The sequence below is a fragment of the Alkalilimnicola sp. S0819 genome (assembly GCF_009295635.1).
GTDB lineage: Bacteria > Pseudomonadota > Gammaproteobacteria > Nitrococcales > WHIW01 > S0819.
This window is the reverse complement of sequence record NZ_WHIW01000015.1, coordinates 16891-35282: the sequence shown is the minus strand read 5'-3', so window position 1 is coordinate 35282 and position 18392 is coordinate 16891. Positions and strand designations below refer to the sequence as shown.

General features: G+C 65.6%; 17 protein-coding genes. 11 read left to right on the top strand and 6 right to left on the bottom strand.

Annotated features, from left to right (window positions below; translation table 11 throughout):
- Positions 1–140: 140 nt before the first annotated feature.
- The 5 genes from GBG68_RS11925 (at position 141) to GBG68_RS11905 (ending at position 3691) form a co-directional block, all read left to right on the top strand.
- Entirely contained in the window at positions 141–1169 is a 1029-nt protein-coding gene (locus GBG68_RS11925) for a sensor histidine kinase (RefSeq protein ID WP_193222318.1), read from the top strand.
- A complete protein-coding gene (locus GBG68_RS11920) occupies positions 1147–1890 on the top strand; it encodes a LytR/AlgR family response regulator transcription factor (protein WP_152147627.1) in 744 nt (247 codons plus the stop codon). The genes GBG68_RS11925 and GBG68_RS11920 overlap by 23 nt, the downstream gene beginning before the upstream one ends.
- Before the next feature lie 124 nt (positions 1891–2014).
- Positions 2015–2518: a hypothetical protein gene (locus tag GBG68_RS11915; protein WP_152147626.1), complete on the top strand. Its 504-nt coding sequence runs from the start codon at positions 2015–2017 to the stop codon at positions 2516–2518.
- A 67-nt stretch (positions 2519–2585) separates the two neighbouring features.
- Positions 2586–3155 carry a hypothetical protein gene (locus GBG68_RS11910; protein ID WP_193222317.1) on the top strand — a complete coding sequence of 190 codons (570 nt, stop codon included), beginning with the start codon at positions 2586–2588 and terminating at the stop codon, positions 3153–3155.
- Positions 3152–3691, top strand: a complete 540-nt coding sequence (locus GBG68_RS11905) for a hypothetical protein (protein ID WP_152147622.1) — start codon at positions 3152–3154, stop codon at positions 3689–3691. The genes GBG68_RS11910 and GBG68_RS11905 overlap by 4 nt, the downstream gene beginning before the upstream one ends.
- A gap of 30 nt (positions 3692–3721) precedes the next feature.
- Here the strand turns inward: GBG68_RS11905 and GBG68_RS11900 are convergent, their stop codons facing one another.
- The 4 genes from GBG68_RS11900 to GBG68_RS11885 form a co-directional block, all read right to left on the bottom strand.
- Entirely contained in the window at positions 3722–6940 is a 3219-nt protein-coding gene (locus GBG68_RS11900; protein ID WP_152147620.1) for a type I restriction endonuclease subunit R, read from the bottom strand.
- Positions 6941–7048: 108 nt separating this feature from the next.
- Entirely contained in the window at positions 7049–8041 is a 993-nt protein-coding gene (rhuM, locus tag GBG68_RS11895) for a virulence protein RhuM/Fic/DOC family protein (RefSeq protein ID WP_152147618.1), read from the bottom strand.
- Positions 8042–8118: 77 nt separating this feature from the next.
- Positions 8119–9495 (bottom strand): restriction endonuclease subunit S, encoded by a 1377-nt coding sequence (locus GBG68_RS11890; protein ID WP_152147616.1) that lies wholly within the window; start codon positions 9493–9495, stop codon positions 8119–8121.
- Positions 9485–11056, bottom strand: a complete 1572-nt coding sequence (locus tag GBG68_RS11885; RefSeq protein WP_152147614.1) for a type I restriction-modification system subunit M — start codon at positions 11054–11056, stop codon at positions 9485–9487. Before GBG68_RS11885 ends, GBG68_RS11890 begins: the two co-directional genes overlap by 11 nt.
- Positions 11057–11158: 102 nt before the next feature.
- Between GBG68_RS11885 and GBG68_RS11880 the strand changes: the two genes are divergently transcribed.
- The 3 genes from GBG68_RS11880 to GBG68_RS11870 all read left to right on the top strand — a co-directional run bounded on the left by GBG68_RS11880 (position 11159) and on the right by GBG68_RS11870 (position 12798).
- A complete protein-coding gene (locus GBG68_RS11880; RefSeq protein ID WP_152147612.1) occupies positions 11159–11608 on the top strand; it encodes a hypothetical protein in 450 nt (149 codons plus the stop codon).
- A gap of 105 nt (positions 11609–11713) precedes the next feature.
- On the top strand, positions 11714–12262 hold the full coding sequence (locus GBG68_RS11875) for a macro domain-containing protein (protein ID WP_152147610.1): 549 nt from the start codon (positions 11714–11716) through the stop codon (positions 12260–12262).
- Positions 12263–12363: 101 nt separating this feature from the next.
- Complete coding sequence (locus tag GBG68_RS11870) at positions 12364–12798, top strand: DUF2214 family protein (protein ID WP_152147608.1); 435 nt, start codon at positions 12364–12366, stop codon at positions 12796–12798.
- 117 nt (positions 12799–12915) lie between these two features.
- Here GBG68_RS11870 and GBG68_RS11865 read toward each other — a convergent pair whose 3' ends face one another.
- Both GBG68_RS11865 and GBG68_RS11860 read right to left on the bottom strand, forming a co-directional pair.
- Complete coding sequence (locus GBG68_RS11865) at positions 12916–13527, bottom strand: response regulator transcription factor (RefSeq protein WP_152147606.1); 612 nt, start codon at positions 13525–13527, stop codon at positions 12916–12918.
- A complete protein-coding gene (locus tag GBG68_RS11860; protein WP_152147604.1) occupies positions 13493–15166 on the bottom strand; it encodes an MASE1 domain-containing protein in 1674 nt (557 codons plus the stop codon). Before GBG68_RS11860 ends, GBG68_RS11865 begins: the two co-directional genes overlap by 35 nt.
- 174 nt (positions 15167–15340) lie before the next feature.
- On the opposite strand from GBG68_RS11860, the gene GBG68_RS11855 reads away from it, so the two are divergent.
- The 3 genes from GBG68_RS11855 to GBG68_RS11845 all read left to right on the top strand — a co-directional run bounded on the left by GBG68_RS11855 (position 15341) and on the right by GBG68_RS11845 (position 18275).
- On the top strand, positions 15341–16723 hold the full coding sequence (locus GBG68_RS11855; RefSeq protein WP_152147602.1) for a sodium:solute symporter family transporter: 1383 nt from the start codon (positions 15341–15343) through the stop codon (positions 16721–16723).
- Positions 16724–16911: 188 nt separating this feature from the next.
- Positions 16912–17364, top strand: coding sequence for an MAPEG family protein (locus GBG68_RS11850; protein ID WP_152147600.1), 453 nt, complete (start codon positions 16912–16914; stop codon positions 17362–17364).
- Between the two features lie 365 nt (positions 17365–17729).
- Positions 17730–18275: a DUF924 family protein gene (locus GBG68_RS11845; RefSeq protein ID WP_152147598.1), complete on the top strand. Its 546-nt coding sequence runs from the start codon at positions 17730–17732 to the stop codon at positions 18273–18275.
- Positions 18276–18392 lie beyond the last annotated feature (117 nt).

The following is an 18392-nucleotide window of genomic DNA, read 5'->3' as shown; positions in this document are numbered from 1 at the left end:
GGCGTACGGTCCTCGGGCTGGTGCGTGGGGGGCGGCAGTATAGCAAGATCACTGTTCCCCGCCGCCCCCCGTGTTATAAGGGCTTGGGGCGACGGCATAAAATGCCGCCCGCGGGGAAACTACACAAGAACAACGAAAACGTGGCACAGCAGCAAACCTTCTTGCCCAATTTCTGCCAGATCGGCAGCGTGTTCGCCGTGGTGGTCACCGGCGAGTTGCTGGTGTTCGTGCTGGTGCTGGCACAGCCGGGGGCCTTCTCCTGGACCGCGCTGGGGCTGCTTTCCCTGTTCGTGCAGTGGATCGCGCTGGCCTCTGCGGCCCTGCTTTGCATCCTGCGCCCGCTGCTGGAACGCCTGGGCGACGTCCGGGCGGGCGTGGCCGCTTGGGGGTTGGTGTTGTTGGTCGCCGCCCTGGTGGCGGGCTTTGGCCACGTGCTGCTCGGCGAGCCCGCCGCGGCCCGTGCCGAGTTCGTGCTGCGGGTGCTGGCCATTGCCGCCATCGTCGCCGCCGTGCTGCTGCGTTATCTGCAGGTTCAATACCAGGCCCGGCTGCGCCTGCTGAGCGAGGCCGATGCCCGCATCGATGCCCTGCAGGCGCGCATCCGCCCCCATTTTCTCTTCAACAGCCTGAACACCATCGCCTCCATGATCCCCGCCGCCCCGGAGAAGGCCGAGGCGGCGGTGGAGGACCTGGCGGACCTGTTCCGCGCGGCGCTGGGGCGCGGGCGGCGGCTGGTGAGCCTGGCCGAGGAGCTGGAGCTGGGGCGGGGGTATCTGCGCATGGAGGCCTTGCGGCTCGACGCCCGACTGCAGGTGGCCTGGGACACCGCCGCCCTGCCCAACGATGCCCTCTTGCCCCCGCTCACCCTGCAGCCCCTGCTGGAGAATGCGGTGCGCTACGGGGTGGAGCCCCGCGAGCAGGGTGGCTGCGTGCAGGTGAATGGTGCGCGCGAGGGTGATGGCCTGCGCCTGACCATCCGCAACCCGGCCAGTGCTGGCCGGGGGCCGGGCGGGGGCTTCGGCATCGCCCAGAACAACGTTCGCGAGCGCCTGAAGCTCGCCTTTGGCGAGGCGGCGGATCTGCGGCTGAGCCGTGAGGGCCCGGACTACCGGCTGGACATTCACTTCCCGTACAGGAGGGCGCCGGATGCGACTGATGATCGTCGATGACGAAGCCCCTGCCCGGACCCGGCTGCGCAAGCTCATCGAAGAACTGGGCGCGCAGTACCGCGTCGTCGCTGAGGCCGGCACCGGGCGCCAGGCCCTGGAACAGGCCGCGGAACATGCCCCGGAGCTGGTGCTGATGGACATCCGCATGCCCGGCATGGACGGGCTGGAAGCCGCCGTGCGGCTCGCCCAGAGCGCCCAGCCCCCGGCGCTGATCTTCATCACCGCCAGCACCGATCACGCCCTGCAGGCCTTCGAGGCCAATGCGGTGGATTATCTGGTCAAGCCGGTGCGCCGGGCGCGCTTGGAAGAGGCGCTGCAAAAGGCGCGGCGGCTGAACCGGGCGCAATTGCAGGCGCTGAAACAGCCCGAACCGCCCACCGAGGAAGCCGAAGCGCTCCTGGTGCGTCGGCGTGACGGTATGGAGCTGCTGCCCCTGCACCAGGTGCGCTACCTGCAGGCCGAGCACAAGTACGTGACCGTGCACCATGCGGGCGGCGAAGAGCTGATCGAGCAGTCGTTGAAGCAGCTGGAAGAGCAGCACCCCCGGCGTTTGCTGCGGATTCATCGCAATTGCCTGGTGAACAAGGCCTGGCTGGCCGGCATGGAGCGCGGCGATGGCGGGCCGTGGGCGGTGCTGCGCGACGGCGGCGAGAGGCTGGAGATCAGCCGGCGGCATGTGGCGGGGGTGCGGGAGTTCTTGCGGCGGCTGGGGGTGGAGTGAGCGCCCTGCGCTTGTGTGCCGCGGAAAAAAGCGGCCGTGTGGGGCCTGTGTTTTATCGTGGTCCGGCGCATCTGCCGCGGCTGTAGTGAGGATGGAGTTCCTGTCCGGCATGCGTTGGAGGTTCATGCTCGCCGGCCTGGCGGCAACCGTGTTCATTGTCTTGCTGTTCGCCTTCGCGCCAGCCTGGTATTACGACGCCTGGGTGCGCGACATCTACGGGCCGCTCGTTCACGGTGATCCGGTAGTCCTCGTCGACTATAGCCACTATACATTGCCTGCCGTACTGCTCGGCGGTTTGCTGGTGCCTGGCTTGATCCTGTATGTGCAGATTCAGCGGCGGAGGGCTGTGCCTCGCGAGCGCATGCTGCCGGTCATGAAGCGATTCATGGCGGGGTTGTACCTGACCCTGATCCTCTTGATTCCCGTGCCTGTCATTGCCGGTTGGATAACCGAGCAGTACGTGGAGCGTCAGGGCTACGCGCACTGCGGAGCATTGTTCGACTTGGGTGTGGGCAAGTTTTCGCGAGGGTATGTAGCAGACCCTGCGCTATGTGTTGTGCGATGGGAGCTGGACGAAGCCCTGAAACAGCAAGGTTATGTGGACGCTCTGCGGCGACGCCGGAGCTGATGCGCGACAAACCCTGTCGTTCGGATGGTTCACGATGCCGGTGAATTGTCTGAGACGGGAGAGTGGCGTGGGTAAGACGCTGGTGATCGGGGTCGGTGGAGCCGGCTGCAGTATGGCCGGGTACATAGGGCCGGCATTGGATATGGATGTTTTGTTCGTTAATTTTCGCGAGGAGCTGGCCCACGCCTCCGTCGGCGCCGCGTCATCACAGAAGTGGCTGGATTTGGGGCGCCGGCCCGCGAAGACGGCGGTCATGGAGGCGGAAGCCGCCGCTGAACAGGAAGCCCACGCTTTCGCCGACATGTTGGCCGGCTACGGCGTTGTCACCGTGGTCGTGGGCTTGGGTGGTGCCACCGGGAGCGGTGCGGCCAGCGTGTTGGCGCGTATTGCCGGAACGCGCGGTTTGCGGGTAACAGCGATAGCCACCATGCCGTTCGCCTTCGAGGAGAAGCGTATTCCGGTAGCCCAGGCGGCCTTGCCAGGTCTGCGACAGCAGGTCGACAGCCTGATCCTCGTCGATCATGCTCGGGGCGTAGAACCGAGCAGTCAGACTCAAACCTCGCTGCCCGACTATTTCGAGGGGGTGGCGCGAGACGCTGCCGTCGCCCTGCGCAACCTTCTCAAGGATTTACAGTGACTCACGTGGTGAACATAGACGCGTTGCGGCCGTTGCCGGTGGGAGAGGTGGTCGAAGTGCTTGCCGCTACGCCGAAGATCGCGCTCCGCGACCTGCGGCTCTTCGATCTGTTGCTCGCCGGAGAGCGCACAGCCGCCCTGCGGCACGGCGTCTACCTGTTTTTTGATGGGAAGGGGCACTGCGTCTATGTGGGAATGTGCAGCTCAAGCCACTTTGCCCACCGGATCGGGGGGCATTTCGGCATGTCGCCAAGATACGGAATGAATACGTTTTTGCGCAGGGCGATAAAGGACATTGGCCTGGACCAGGGAAGCTATGGTGGCTATGTGGAGGGCGTCGAGCGGATCGGTGACTACCGCCTTCTGCTGGTGGACGCGAATGGCACCGGTAAAAAATTCATTCGTGCATTGGAGCGCTTGCTGCACATCGCCATGAGGCCGCGCCTCAACTTCCCGAGGGGTTTGCCGGCCACCTACGGCGCGATGGATGACGCCACCCGCTTCCCGGATGCTATCGCCCTGTGCGGTGGCCCATGAGAGTGGGGCCGGGGGGCAGGCGACTGTAACTCACCCCCGCAAACTCCGCCGAAACGTCTCCGCCTGTTCAAAGATTTCCTGGTACACCTCGTCTCGGTCCACCGGCGGGTAGCCGTGCTCGGCGAGCACCAGGATCAGGTCCACCTTCAGCTCGGCCTTGATGTCCTCGCGCCGGTTCCAGTCGGTGTACTTCGCCTTGTCGTCCACCACTGCCTTCACGGCGCCGGCGAGCACCAGCAGCTTGTCCTCGGGGTAGCTGAAGTCGTACTTCACGGTCAGGCTCTTGAGGATGTCATAGAAGGCCTTCTCTTCCACATCCAGCCCCAGCTCGGCGTGGGAGCCCCGCTCCCGGCCCAGGGCCAGGAACAGGTCGGCCAACTGCTCGGAGAAATCCTCCAGCACATTGCCCACCAGCACGTTGCTTTCGTCGCGCTCGTTGTAGTGCGCGACCAGCGCCTGGAGTTTCTTCGAGAAATCCACGCCCCGGGCCCGGTTGATCTTCTTGAAGTCCGCGATGGCCTTGGCCAGTAGTTGTTGCAGCAGTTTGACCTTGGTGTTGGGCAGTTTGATCTTGTCGATCATGGCCAGGTAGGACTCGTCGAAGATGTCCCGCGCGCCCTCGGCGCCCTCGCCCATCCGCAGGATCTCCTCCACCCCGTCGGCCTGCAGCGCGTCGCGGATCATTGCCTGCACCCGGGCGTTCATCTGCGCGGTATCCGGCGCCTGGCCCCGGGTGAGCTTGGCGATGATGGCGCGCACGGCGAGGTAGAAATGAATCCGGTCGCGCTCGGTCTGGCTGATGGCCTCGGAGCCGCTGCAGATGTCGTAGGCGGCTTTCAGCCGTTTCACCAGCAGCATGAAGCGCTTTTCCAGCGGCTCCGTGGCCTGGGCGAATTCGGCGGCGCGGTTCAGGCACTGCAACTGCTCCAGCGGGCTGCCCTGGTGGTAGGGCCGGGTGTCGAAGCGGTGGAACATCCGCGCCAGCAGGTCCAGGTGGTCCTTCACCACCACGATGGATTGCCGGATCTCCTCGATGTTCTGCTGGTCGGCCTTGTTGTAGTGCGCCAGCGCCAGGTTCATCTGCTTCTTGATGCCGATGTAGTCCACCACCAGGCCCTTGTGCTTGCCCGCGAACTTGCGGTTCACCCGGGAGATGGTCTGGATCAGGTTGTGGCGCTGGATGGGCTTGTCGATGTAGATCGTGTCGAGGAAGGGCACGTCGAAGCCGGTGAGCCACATGTCCACCACGATGGCGATCTTGAAGTTGGAGCGGGCGTTCTTGAACTGCCGGTCCAGCTCCTTGCGGTGGTCCTTGTTGCCCAGCATGTCCCAAAGGGCTTTCGGGTCGTCCTTGCCCCGGGTCATGATCAGCTTCACCCGCTCCATGGGTTTGATGCGCTGGCGCTCCTGTTCGCTGAGCACCGCCCCGGGTTCGCAGTCACGCTGCTCGGCCCATTCCGGGCGCAAGGCGATCAACTCCTGGTAGAAGGCCCAGGCCACCGCGCGGTTGCTGCACACGAACATGGCCTTGCCCTTGACCGTGGCGCCCTCTTCCAGCCGCTGCTCGTAGTGGTGGACGAAGTCCGCCGCCAGGGCGCGGAGCCGGTCCGGGTCGCCGAGGATGGCCGCCATGTTGGCGCTGGCCTGCTTGCTGGCCTCGATCTGATATTCGCTGGCGCCGTCCTCCGCGCAGGCGGCGTAGTAGGCCTCGATTTCTTCCAGCTTGCGGTTGTCCAGCACTACCTTGGCCGCGCGCCCCTCATAGACGATGCGCACGGTGATCTCGTCGTGTACGGATTCGGTCATGGTGTAGCTGTCCACCACCTCGCCGAACACATCCAGAGTGGCGTCGATGGGGGTGCCGGTGAAGCCCACATAGGTGGCGTTGGGCAGGGAGTCGTGCAGGTATTTGGCGAAGCCGTAGCTGCGGCGCACGCCCTGCTCCGTCACCCGCACCTTCTGGTCCAGGTTCACCTGGCTGCGGTGGGCCTCGTCGGAGATGCAGATGACGTTGTCGCGCTCGGTGAGCAGTTCGGTGTCTTCGGTGAACTTGTGGATGGTGGTGAGGAACACCCCGCCGCTGCTGCGGCCCTTGAGCAGTTCGCGTAGCTGCGCGCGGCTTTCCACGCTCACCACGGTCTGATCGCCGATAAAGCCCTTGGCGTTGGTGAACTGCGCCGAGAGCTGGTCGTCCAGATCGGTGCGGTCGGTGATCAGCACGATGGTGGGGCTTTCCAGTGCCAGGCTTTTCATCAGCAGGCGGCTGAGGAACAGCATGGTGTAGCTCTTGCCGCAGCCGGTGGCGCCGAAATAGGTGCCGCCCTTGCCGTCGCCCCGGGGCCGGCGGTGGGCGAGGATGTTCCGGTAGAGCTTGGTGGCCGCGTAGAACTGCGGGTAACGGCAGACGATCTTCTGTTGTGTGCGGGAAACGTCGGGGAAATGGATGAAATGGCGGATCACCTGTCGCAGCCGCCGCTGGTCGAACAGGCCCTGCAGCATGCAGTGCAGGCCGTCGATGCCGTCCCGGCCCACGGCCTCGTCGCCGCTGACCTTGCGCCAGTTGTAGAAGTAGTCGTAGGGGGCGAACAGGGAGCCCATCTTGCTGTTGGCGCCGTCGCTGAGCACGCACAGGGCGTTGTACTTCATCAGCTCGGGAATATCCCGCACGTAGCGGGTGGTGAGCTGCTTGTAGGCATCGAACAGCGTGGCGTCCTCGCGCACCGCGCTCTTGAACTCGAACACCACCAGCGGCAGGCCGTTGATGTAGAGCACGGCGTCGGGGATGCGGGTCTCGCTGCCGACCACCTGCAATTGGCTGACCAGTCGGTAGTGGTTTTGTGTGGCGCCGTAAAACGGCGCCTGGTCGGCCACTTGCGTGGTGGTGGAGGTGTCGGCCGGCGCGGGCAGCGCCGCCAGGTCCGTGTAGTCGATGAGCTGGACGTAGAGGTCCTTGCGGCTGCGGTCCTCGCGTTTCAGCAGAAAGCCGTCGGCCACCCGCTGGTGGATGGCCTTGTTGGCTTCGTACAGGTCGCTCGCCGGGAGGGCTTCCAGCGTGCGGATCACCGATTCGATCTCGCCGGGGGTGATGCCCTGGTCGGCGTAGCGGCGGGCGAGGAAGCTGCGCAGGTCGTCGTGGAGCAGCACCTGCTCGGGGGCGCGCTGCAGGGTCTCGGCCGGGTGGTGCGGGTAGCCCTGGGCTTCCAGCAGGGCGATGATCGCCTGCTCCAGTTTCGCCTCGTTAAAGCTCAATGGCTGGCCTGTTCGTTATTGTTGCCGCATGGGCGGCGGTGTTCGGTTGCCGACAGCATAGCCAGCCACCGTTGCGCCAGCAATTCGCAGCAATTAGTTGGCTTTGACCTACGCCTGACTCAGCATGTTCATCACCAGCCGGATCAGCACGTCCTTCTGCTTCGGGTCGGATTCGGCCACCAGCAGGGTGAGGGCGGCGAGGCCGGTGTCGTTGATGATGGGCTCGCCCCGCCCGTTGAGGAGCCGGCCGTTGCGGTGCAGGAAGTCCACGAACAAGAAGGCGCCGCTGCGCTTGTTGCCGTCGGAGAAGGGGTGGTTCTTCACCACGAAGTAAAGCAGATGCGCGGCCTTGCTCTCCACGGTGGGGTACGCCGCTTCGCCGAATACGCTCTGCTCCAGGTTGCCGAAGATCGCGCTCAGGCCGTCACCCCGGGGCTGGGCAAATAGCGCCGTGGCCTCGTCCCGTTCCATGAGCTGGCGCTTGAGGGTTTCCAGCGATTCCATCGCCGCTTCCGGGCTGGGCAGCTGGCCGCCCCGCTGGCCAGCCGGTTCCTCCAGCAGACCCTCGTCGTAGCGTTGCAGCCAGAGGAAGGTCTGGGTGTAGCGGGAGACCACGTCCACCAGGCCGCGCCCGGCCTCGCCGGTCAGTTCCGGCGATTGCGCGGCCTTGCGGATCAGGGACAGGGCCTGTTCCAGTTCGGTGGCGTTTTTTTCGAAGCGGTGGCGGTTGAGAGTGTAACCCTGAACCAGGTGCTCCTTGAGGCGTTGGGTTGCCCACTGGCGGAACTGGACGCCCTGCTTGGAGTTCACCCGGTAGCCGACCGAAATAATGGCGTCCAGGCTGTAGTGCTTGAGCGTGCGCTTTACTTGGCGCTTCCCCTCTTGGCGAACTGCTAAGAAATCCTTAGTAGTTGCCTCCTCCGCCAGCTCGCCGTCGCTGTAGATGTTCCGCAGATGCATCAGGACGTTCTCAGGGGTGGTGCGGAACACCTCGCTCATTTGCCGTTGAGTGAGCCATACGGTGTCCTGCTCCAGGCGCACTTCGATTTGTGCCTGACCGTCTGCGGCCTGATAAATCTCGATCTGTTTGTCGGTGTGCATGATTCCTCCTTGAGAGGATCATCGGGCTTGTCGCCCGCCGTTTCCATGACGGGGCGCACCCTGTGGGCGGACGGCGTTCACACCTGTGCGGCGATTTGCCGTTCGGCCTCGGGGACGCGGAGTTCGCCGGAGAGGAGTTTGGGGAGGAGGGTGTCGCGGAGTTGGGCGAGCGTCGCTGTATTTTCGACTGATGACACGAGCCGCGCGTAAAGCCCGCCGACTTGTCCGTTGAAATGGCGCAAAAGGTCGTTGTTGGGCACCAGGAATGGAATGGGCCTGAAGTTCTTTTTGCTGATCTCAAGGAAGGTACTGCCATTGGCTCGATCCTTGATCGTCGGCATGTTGTTCTGCGTCCAGCAAAGGAGATACATCGCGCCATAGTGGCTGCTTGGCAGCATCGCAATCACACCTTGGTTGACCGCAATAGGGGTGTTGCTGATCGCCAGATAACCGATTGGCGCCCGCGATGACATTAGTACGGTGCCGGAGGGCGACAGGCCGGAGCTGACTTTGCTTACCCCCGCGTCGGTTAAATATCGCTCAGTCTCCGTGAGTACGATGGACCCGAGGCGAGACATATCCTTTGGTGTGCAGAACGCATGACTGCCACCATCCCAGAAATCGGGGTTCTTGGTGCTGGGTGTGCCGCCTCCCACGGTTTCTACCTGATGGCCCACCGTACTGACCTCCCACCCCTCTGGAATCCACCCTAGCTCCTCGGTGAAGACGAAGCGGCTGGGGAACTGCTGTTGGATCTCGGGCGGGAGAGGTTTGCGCTGTTCGCCCAGGGCCTGGCGGGCGGCGGCGCGTTTTTGCAGGGGCTCGGGGATGGGGTTGCCGGCGGCCAGGGCGTTGTCGATCACCGGGTCGAAGTCCACGAACCAGCTCTTGAACAGCGCCTGCGCCATCGCCTCCAGGGTGGCGTTCATCTGGCGGTTGAGTTCGATTTTGTCGTCGAGCGTGCGGAACAGCCTTGCGATCACCTTTTGTTGGCTTTCCAAGGGTATCGGTAATTTCAAGGACTCGATAACTGATGTGGGTAGGACCCCGGTCCCGTGCCCAGCCTCTTCAACCAACGCCAGTATCTCGCGAGTCTTTGCCCTTATCGCATATGCGAGAAAGTAAGGGTCTACACCATCCTCAGCTACCAGTGCCTTTAGGTCTTGGTTGAAAGTCACCGGACGTGCCGTGATGCCCATCCGGAGCTCTTTCTTCAGACTCATGCCCCGCACGACGAAGAGGATTGTGTCTTTGGGTACTAGCCTGGTGCCATTGCCGATGGCATCTGAAGTGACTGTGTCCTCAGAATGCTGAACAAAAAACTCACTCAGGCTCTTAGCGCTAATCCAGGGTATCCCGCCACCCCAATAGGCCGGGTTGGACTTGCTAGGTGTGCCGCCCGAGTACCACTTTGCACAATCCTTAAGCCGCCGTTGGGTCCACTCACTCCCCATAACCCAACGCCTCCAAATTCCCCCGAATCACCGCATCCAACCGCTCCGACTCCGCCATCTGCTCATACAGCGCCTTGGTCAGCTCGCCCATTTTGTGTTCGAAGGGAATGCCGTCGTCCTCCACCTCGGCGGCGCCCACGTAACGCCCCGGCGTGAGCACATAATCGTTAGCGGCGATCTCTTTCAGCGTCGCGGCCTTGCAGTAGCCGGCCTTGTCCTCGTAGACCCCGTCCTTCGCCTCGCCGCGCCAGGCGTGGTAGGTGCGGGCGATCTCGGCGATGTCCTCGGCGCTGAGTTCCTTATGGGTGCGGCTGATCATGCGGCCCATATTGCGGGCGTCGATGAACAGGGTTTCGCCCCGGCGGTCCCGATGGTCGCTGTCCCGGTGCCCCGGCACCTGCCGCGCGCCCTTGTTGCGGGTCAGGAACCACAGGCAGACGGGGATCTGGGTGGTGTAGAAGAGCTGCCCGGGAAGGGCGATCATGCAGTCCACCACATCATTCTCGATGAGCTTCTGGCGGATCAGGCCTTCGCCGCTGGTGTTGCTGGACATGGAGCCGTTGGCCATGACGAAGCCGGCGACGCCGTTCTCCGAGAGCTTGGCGAGCATGTGCAGTATCCAGGCGTAGTTGGCGTTGCCGGTGGGCGGCACTTCAAAACCGTGCCAGCGGGGATCGTCGACCAGTTCGTCCACGCCGCGCCACTGTTTCAGGTTGAACGGCGGGTTGGCCATGATGAAGTCGGCCTTGAGGTCCGGGTGCTGGTCCTTGAAGAACGTGTCGGCGGGCACATCGCCCAGGTTGGCGGCGATGCCGCGGATGGCCAGGTTCATCTTCGCCAGCTTGTAGGTGGTGGCGGTGTATTCCTGTCCGTAGATGGAGATGTCTTTCTGGTTGCCCTGGTGGTTCTCGACGAACTTCACCGATTGCACGAACATGCCCCCGGAGCCGCAGCAGGGGTCGTAGATCTTGCCCTGGTAGGGCTCGATCATCTCGGCGATAAGGTTGACCACGCACTTGGGGGTGTAGAACTCGCCGCCGCCCTTGCCCTCGGTGGCGGCGAACCTGCCCAGAAAATACTCGTACACCCGCCCGACCACGTCCTGCTCATTGTCGGCGAGGGTGTCGATGTTGTTGATGGAGTCGATCAGCGCGGCGAGCTTGCTCGGGTCCAGCCCCATGCGAGAGAAGTAGTTATCCGGCAGCGCGCCGCGCAGGGCCTTGTTGTTCTTCTCCACGTCGTGCAGGGCGGTGTCGATCTTCACCGCAATGTCGTCCTGCTTGGCCTGCTTCTGGATGCTGGACCAGCGGGCGTGCTCGGGCAGGTAGAACACGTTCTTCATGGTGTAGAACTCCACCATGTCCACGTAATCGGCCTGGCCGGCGTCGATCAACTCGCGCTTGCGGGCCTCGAACTTGTCGCTGACGAATTTCAGGAAGATCAGGCTGAGCACCACGTGCTTGTATTCGGACGATTCCACCGTGCCGCGCAGCCTGTCGGCGGTGTCCCAGAGGGTTTGCTCGAAGGTGCGGGGGGTCTTGGCGGCGGGTTTTCGGGCCATGGTGTTCGGGGTTCCGCGGGTGTGTGGGAGTTTGGCGCTCACTTTAACGAGGCGGGGCGGAGTAGACTAGGCCGGGCCCCGGAATGCCACGGACAAGACGCCATGCACGAACTACCCCACTACAACGAATGCCCCCACTGCTACGCCCCCGCCGCCGTGCGCGCCGACGGCGGCTGCCTCGCCTGCGGCCGGCGCCGTGACGACACCGAGGGCGTGGACCCGCGCATGACCGCCGTCACCGTGGACGTGCGCCACGAGCTGCCCTGCTGCTGCTTTCTGTGTGGCGCCGACACCGACCGGGGCAAGACCCTGTCCTACCTCTCCAACCCCGCCCGCGGCCCCATGGGCTGGCTGGTGGGCCTGCTGCCGGGCAGCACCCGCTCGCGGCGGCATCGCCAGCTGATGCCGGTGTGTGGGCCCTGCACGCCGCAATTGAAGGGCCTGCGGCCGATCACCTTCAAGGCCGGCCAGGAGATGCGCCTGCGGGTGCACAAGCGCTTTCGGGCGCTGTACGAGGGCGTGAACGGTCGCCCGCACCTGGATTGGGGCTGAGGCCTGAGTCGCCTAATCCTGCAGGTGCGGCACCTCGGCTGATAATTGGTGGCCGGGCTGCTAAAAAGAGAAGCGAGGGTGAGCGAGTCTATTCCGAGGGGCGTTATGGCGACACACAATCTGCGGGGCAAGCTGCTGGAATGCGTGGTGGGCGATATCACGCAGCAGCCGGACATGGACGCCATCGTCAACGCCGCCAACGCGCAGTTGCGCACGGGCGGCGGTGTGGCGGGCGCCATACACCGCGCCGCCGGGCCGGGGCTGGAGGCGGAGTGCCGGCCGCTAGCACCCATCCGCCCCGGCGAGGCCGTGATCACAGGGGCGCATGATCTGCCCAACCGCTACGTGATCCACTGCCTGGGCCCGGTCTACGGGGTGGACGAGCCGGCCGAGGGGCTATTGGCGAGTTGTTACCGCAATGCGCTGCGATTGGCGGAACAGCGGGGCGTTGCCGGCATCGCCTTCCCGGCAATTTCCACCGGTGTCTTCGGCTACCCCGTGGAGGCGGCCGCGAAAGTCTCGCTGGCGGCCGTGGCGAAACTGCTGCCCGAGCTGCACGCGGTGCGCGAGGTGCGCTTCGTGCTCTTCACGGAGGCCGACCGGGCGCTTCACGCCCGGGCGCTGGATGCATTGGCCGGGTGGGCCGATGGCTGACGCTTGGGGCGTTCGCCCGCCGAGGTGAACGCGGACCGGCCAGTGACTATAGCGGGCGCTTGCGCAAGGCGCGCCACCCCGGGGCGACGAGGAACACGACAATGGCCTACGTGCTGACCAAATACGTTCATCTGCTCGGTATTTTGCTGCTTTTCTCCACCCTGGTGGTGGAGCACCTTTGGCTAAAGCCGCGGATGCAGGGGGCGGAGCTGAGGAGAATTGCCCGGGTGGACATGGTCTATGGGCTTTCCGCCGGCGTGGTGCTGGCAACCGGGCTGACGATGTGGTTCCTGGTGGGCAAGGGGGCCGGTTTCTACAGCCCCAACGGCATCTTCCACGCCAAGGTGGCGCTATTCGTGCTGGTCGCCCTGTTGTCGGTGTATCCGACGGTGTATTTCCTCCGCCATCGCCATGGCGCCGCGGCGGAGACGCCAACGCCGCCGGCCTTGCGCTGGCTGCTGCGTGTCGAGCTGCTGCTGGTGCTGCTGCTGCCCCTGCTGGCGGTGCTCATGGCCCAGGGCTACGGGCTGGCATAACGCTGGCGTGGTCCCGCGGCGTCGCCCGGCACGGGCTGCGCCCATGGCCGGCGAGTCGCGCCCTGCTTGCGCGCGCGCCAGACAGTCGCAGCGCCATGGGGGTCGATCGGCATCGCTTCAGCGCTTGCGACAGGCCATGACCTCGCCCACCAGCTGAGTGACATTGCTCACCGCCATTTTCTGCAGCACCCGCGCGCGGTGGATTTCCACGGTGCGTGTGCTCAGATCCAGCTCACGGGCAATGATCTTGTTCACCTTGCCCTCGAGCAGTTTCTCCATCACTTCCGTCTCCCGCGGCGTCAGCGAGGCGAGGTTCCGCTCGGTTTGCGCACAGGCCTGCTCCGTCTGGCGCCACTCCCGACTCCGGGCGAGCGCCTTCTCGATGCGGTCGAGCAATTGCCGATCGGAGAAGGGCTTTTCCAGGAAGTCCTCCGCGCCCCCTTGCATGGCCCGCACCGCCATGGGGATGTCGCCGTGCCCGGATATGAAGATGATCGGCAGCGGTAATTCCCGCTGCGCCAGGCGCTTTTGCAGTTCCAGGCCGCTCATGCCCGGCATGCGCACATCCAGCACCAGGCAGCCTTCGCGATTCTCCGGCAGGGCGTCGAGAAAGGCCTGGGCCGAGGGGTAGCTCTCCACCGCGTGGCCCGCCGAGCCCACCAGCAGTTTCAACGCGGCGCGTACGTCCGGCTCGTCATCGACGATGAACACGCTGGGCTTGTCGGTCATGACCCTGTTTCTCCTCGGTATGCGCGGGCAGCACGAAGCGGAATTCGGCGCCGCCCCGGCGGCTGGTGCCGGCCTCCAGCCGGCCGTCGTGGGCCTCGATGATGGCGCGGCTGATGGACAGGCCCAGGCCCATGCCTCCGGACTTGCTGCTGACAAAGGGCTCGAACAGCTCGTTGACCACGGTGGTGGGCAGGCCGGGGCCGCTGTCGCTTACCACCACCTCCACGCCGTCCGCGCAGGTCGCGGTGCGGATGAGGATGTCCCGGTGCACGGTGTCCGCCTCGGCGATGGCGTCCACGGCGTTGCGAATCAGGTTCACCAGTACCTGGTGGATCTGTACCTCCGCGACTTCCACCGCCGGCAGCTGCGCCCCCAGGTCGGTGAGGATCGCCACACGGTGGCGACGCGCGCTGTGGCCGACCAAATCCAGCACTTCGGTCACCAGACGGTTGATGTCGGCGCGGCGCCGCTGTGGGGCGTCCTTGCGCACGAAGGCGCGCATCTCGCGGATGATGAGGGCGGCCCGCTCGGCGTTGGCCACGACCCGCTCCAGGGCCTGATCCAGTTCCGCGTCCTGCAGGCGGCTTTGCAGCAGCCGCCGCGCCGCCTGGGTGTAGGTCATGATCGCGGTCAGCGGTTGATTGAGTTCGTGGGCGAGGCCGGCGGACATTTGCCCCATGTCGCCGATGCGCCCGAAATGCGCCAGCTCCTGCAGGTGTCGTCGGGCCTGGCGCTCGGCCTTGAGGCGCTCGGTGATCAGGGCGGTGAGAATCAGCACGGTGACACTGAGCAGGGAGAGGTTGGCGTCCAGCGAGAGCATGTTCTCCCGCAGGCTGCCGGTGGCGAACGGGCCCAGGCCGCGGGCGGTGAAATACACGGCGATGCCGGCGTTGAGCAGCAGCAGGGTGGCCATCCAGCGGTTCTCGAAGCGCAGCGCCCCCCAGATCATCAGCGGGTAGACCGTGTAGACCAGCGGCCGGGCCATGGCGTAGTCCGTGGGCAGATGGTCGGCGTAAACCACCCAGGCGTTGAGGGTCACCAGCCCCAGCAGCACCACGGCTTCCAGCCAGCGCCCCACGGACCAGCGCGGCAGCGGCCGGCCGCACCAGGTGAGCAGCACCGGCGCCAGCAGCAGGGTGCCCATCATGTCGGCGGTCCAGCACGCCCACCAGAGCGAGCCGAAACCGCCCCATTGCGCACGCCCGTCGAGCGCGGCAAGCCCCGCGCTGAGCAATGAGCTGACGCCGCTGACCAGGATCACCGCGATCAGCAGGAACAGGAGCACGTCCCGCACCCGCTCGAGGGTGCCCGAGAAGTCGGCCAGACGGCGCAGCCCCAGCGCGCCCAGCGCCGCCGCCGCGGCAATGCCCAGCGCCAGGGCCGCCGCGTTGACCGTATCGCCGTCCAGTTGCCAGTGATACGCGAACGCGCCCAGCGCCACGCCCACCAGATAACGGTAGCCGAACAGATAGACCATGGTGAGCGCGGCGCCGGTGGCCGGCCAGATCAGGGAAATGGCGGCTTGGGGTTGGGTGAACGACATGCCCAGCGCCGCCACGGCGTAATACATCGCCGCCGCCGCCAGCTGCAGCAGTGCCCCGATGCTGTACGCCCCCCATCGTCCCGCGTGTCGCTGCACCGTCTTGCGCCTCCCGGCTTCCTGTCCTGCCAAGCTTACTGCATACCGCCATGATCGCCGTATACGTAAAAGCCGAAGTCCACACGCCGGCACTCGACCCGCCCCCCCCCTGCTGCCCTTGGCGCGCGGACGTAGTACGCTCCGGTCCACTCTGAAGCAGACCGAGGACTGGACGTGCTGTACCCGCCCCTGATTGCCCTGGCCGCTGCCCTGCTGCTGTTCGGCTGGATCGGCCTGCGCGCCCGACGCCCGGCCGCCGGCCTGGATGATTACCTGCTGGCCCGGGATTCCCAGGGGGCTTCCGCGCTGGGCTTGTCGTTCCTCGCCTCCGGCATGGGGGCCTGGATACTGTTCGCGCCACCCGAAATCGCGGCCTTCGTCGGCCCGGTGGCGCTGGGTGGCTACGCCCTGGGCGCGGCCCTGCCCTTCATCGTCTTCGCCGCCTGCGGGCCGGCGATCCGCCGCCACCTGCCCCGGGGGCGCAGCATCGGCGAGTTCGCCGAGGCCTGCTATGGCGGCGGCGTGCGGCGCTGGGTGGCGCTCATCTCGGCGCTGTACATGTTGTGCTTTCTCGCCGCCGAACTCACCGCCGTGGGGGCGATCGTCACCCTGCTCTCGGATCTGCCCGCCGCCGCGGCGGTGCTGGCGGTGGCGTTTACCACGCTGGTCTACACCGCCTGGGGCGGCCTGCGGGCGAGCCTGGTGACGGACCGCTGGCAGGGGCTGCTGCTGATCGTGTTGCTGGCGCTGGTGGGGATGGCGAGCCTGCAATTGCTTAAGGATTTGCCCGCGGCGCCGGTCATGCCGTCGGCCCCGGTGGGCGATGCGCTGGCCGTGGCCTTCACCCTGGTGATCGCCGTGACCGCCGCGAACCTGTTTCACCAGGGTTACTGGCAGCGCCTGTGGGCGGCGCGGGATGGCGGGGCGCTGGGGCGCGGCGCGGTCCTGGGCGGTGTCACCACGGTGCTGGCGGTGGCGGCCGTGGGGGGCATCGGCATGCTGGCGGCCATGGCCGGGCTGAAACTCGGGCAGCCGCCGCTGCCCTTCTTCGCCGCCCTGGGCGGTGCCGCGCCCTGGTTGGTGGTGGCGGTGCTGGTGCTGGCGGTGACCCTGGTGGCCTCTTCGGTGGATACCCTGCAGAACGCCATCGCCTCCCTGGCCGTGACCGAAGCGCGCGGATTGACCGTGGGCGGGGCGCGCTGGATCACCCTGCTGGTGATGATCCCGGTGGTGCTCATTGCCCTGCAGGGTATCTCGGTGCTGCGCCTGTTCCTGATCGCGGACCTGCTCTGCGCCACCGCCGTGGTGCCGGTGCTGATGGGGCTTTGGCGGCGCATGCGTCCGGCGGCCGCCGTGGCCGGGGGCTTGGCCGGCTTGCTGGGCGCGGTGCTGCCGGGCTGGGTCGCCGGCGGCAGCCTGTGGGCTGGTCTGCAGGCGGCGAGTTTCCCGGGCGGCATTCCCACGCTGGCGCCCTTCGCCGGGGCCTTGATTGCCTCGACGCTGGTGGCGGTACTGGTGGCGCTGCTCGCGCCCCGACAGGTGTCGAGCCAGGTGTGATGTCTCAGGAGCCTTCGCGGCACGGGCTGCCGCGAAGGCTCCAGGGGTATTGGTCAGCGTCTCCCGAAACGTCCAGGGTCGAGAGCTGATGGTGAAACGGATTACGCGCCGGGGTTTGCGTCCCGAGGAGGCGGTGGGTTTGCCGCTATACTTGTCGCCGGCCTGATCCGCCAACAAGGAACAGCAAGATGGACAACGCTCTGCTCGTCGCCAATGTGGCGCAACTGCTCAGCACCTGCCTGGTGTTGGTGCTGCTCACCTTCGCCGTGGCCTTGCGCATGCTCTGGAGCCGGGCGCGGGAGGCGCGCGCCAAGCGGCTGCACCCGCAGAAGCTGGCGACCTCCGGGCAGATGGCCGCGCACATGGAAGACACCCGCGCGGCGGACAATTTCCGTAACCTGTTCGAAGTGCCCGTGCTGTTCTATGCGCTGGCAAGCCTGGCCGTGGCCCTGGGGCATGTGCCCGCCTGGCTGGTCACCGGCGCCTGGCTGTTCGTGCTCTCGCGCATCGCCCACAGCCTCATCCACTGCAGCTACAACCGAGTGCTGCACCGTTTCATCGCCTTCGGCGGCGGCTTTCTACTCCTGGTGCTGATGTGGCTGGGCTACGTCGCCGATCTGACCTCGGCGCTGGCCGCTTGATGGCGAAGCGCCTATGGCCATCGTGACCGGGACCCGGCAGTCGGGCCCAGCGGACAACGTTTAGCCTGCGACATTTTCGTGGAGACCGCCGAGTTGACGCTGAAATTACCAGGTGGCACTTTTTGATTACACGACGGACTTTCGCAACAAGGACGAATGGTCGCAATGGATAGGCGAAAAACGATCACTGGTGTTGGTTTCGCGCTATCCCTGGATCCGCGAGCACGATCAGATCATCGACAGCCGTGGACAGCTTGAGGTCCAGGCTACCTTCGTGGTTGGCGGTCGTGCGGATGTCAGTTTCGAGGTGATCAGTGTCTCCCCAAGGGCTTGTGCCCGGATCTCGGCTAACCGGAGGAGCCACCATGCCGCATCAGCCCGATCAGGTGCTGCGATTCTGGTTCGAGGAGCTCGACCCCGCCCAATGGTGGGCCAAGGACGAGGCCCTGGATGCCGAGATCGCCCGGCGTTTCGGCGCGCTGCTCCGACGTGCCGCCGCGGGCGAGCTTCATGATTGGCGTACCACGCCCACGGGGCGGCTTGCCGAGATCCTGGTGTTGGACCAGTTCTCCCGCAATATCCACCGCGACACCCCGGCCGCCTTCGCCCAGGACCCCATGGCCCTGGCGCTGGCCCAGGAGGCGGTGCTGGGGAATGTCCAGGAGGCGCTGAGCACCGATCAGCGTGCCTTTCTCTACATGCCTTTCATGCACAGCGAATCGGCGGCCATGCACGTGTGGGCCGAGCGTCTTTATCGTGAACCCGGCCTGGAGTACAACTACGACTTCGAGCTGCAGCACAAGGCGATCATCGACCGCTTCGGCCGCTACCCACACCGCAACGCCATCCTGGGGCGGGAGTCCACGGCGGAGGAGCTGGCCTTCCTGCAGCAGCCCGGTTCCAGCTTCTAGGGGGCACGGACCAATGCCCCCCGGGTCTCGGCCGAGAAAGCAGCCGCCCACTACGCGTCTGTCGGCCGTGTCTGACTGAATTCCCCGCGCCGCCATGGCATGCTTAGGGCTTGTACA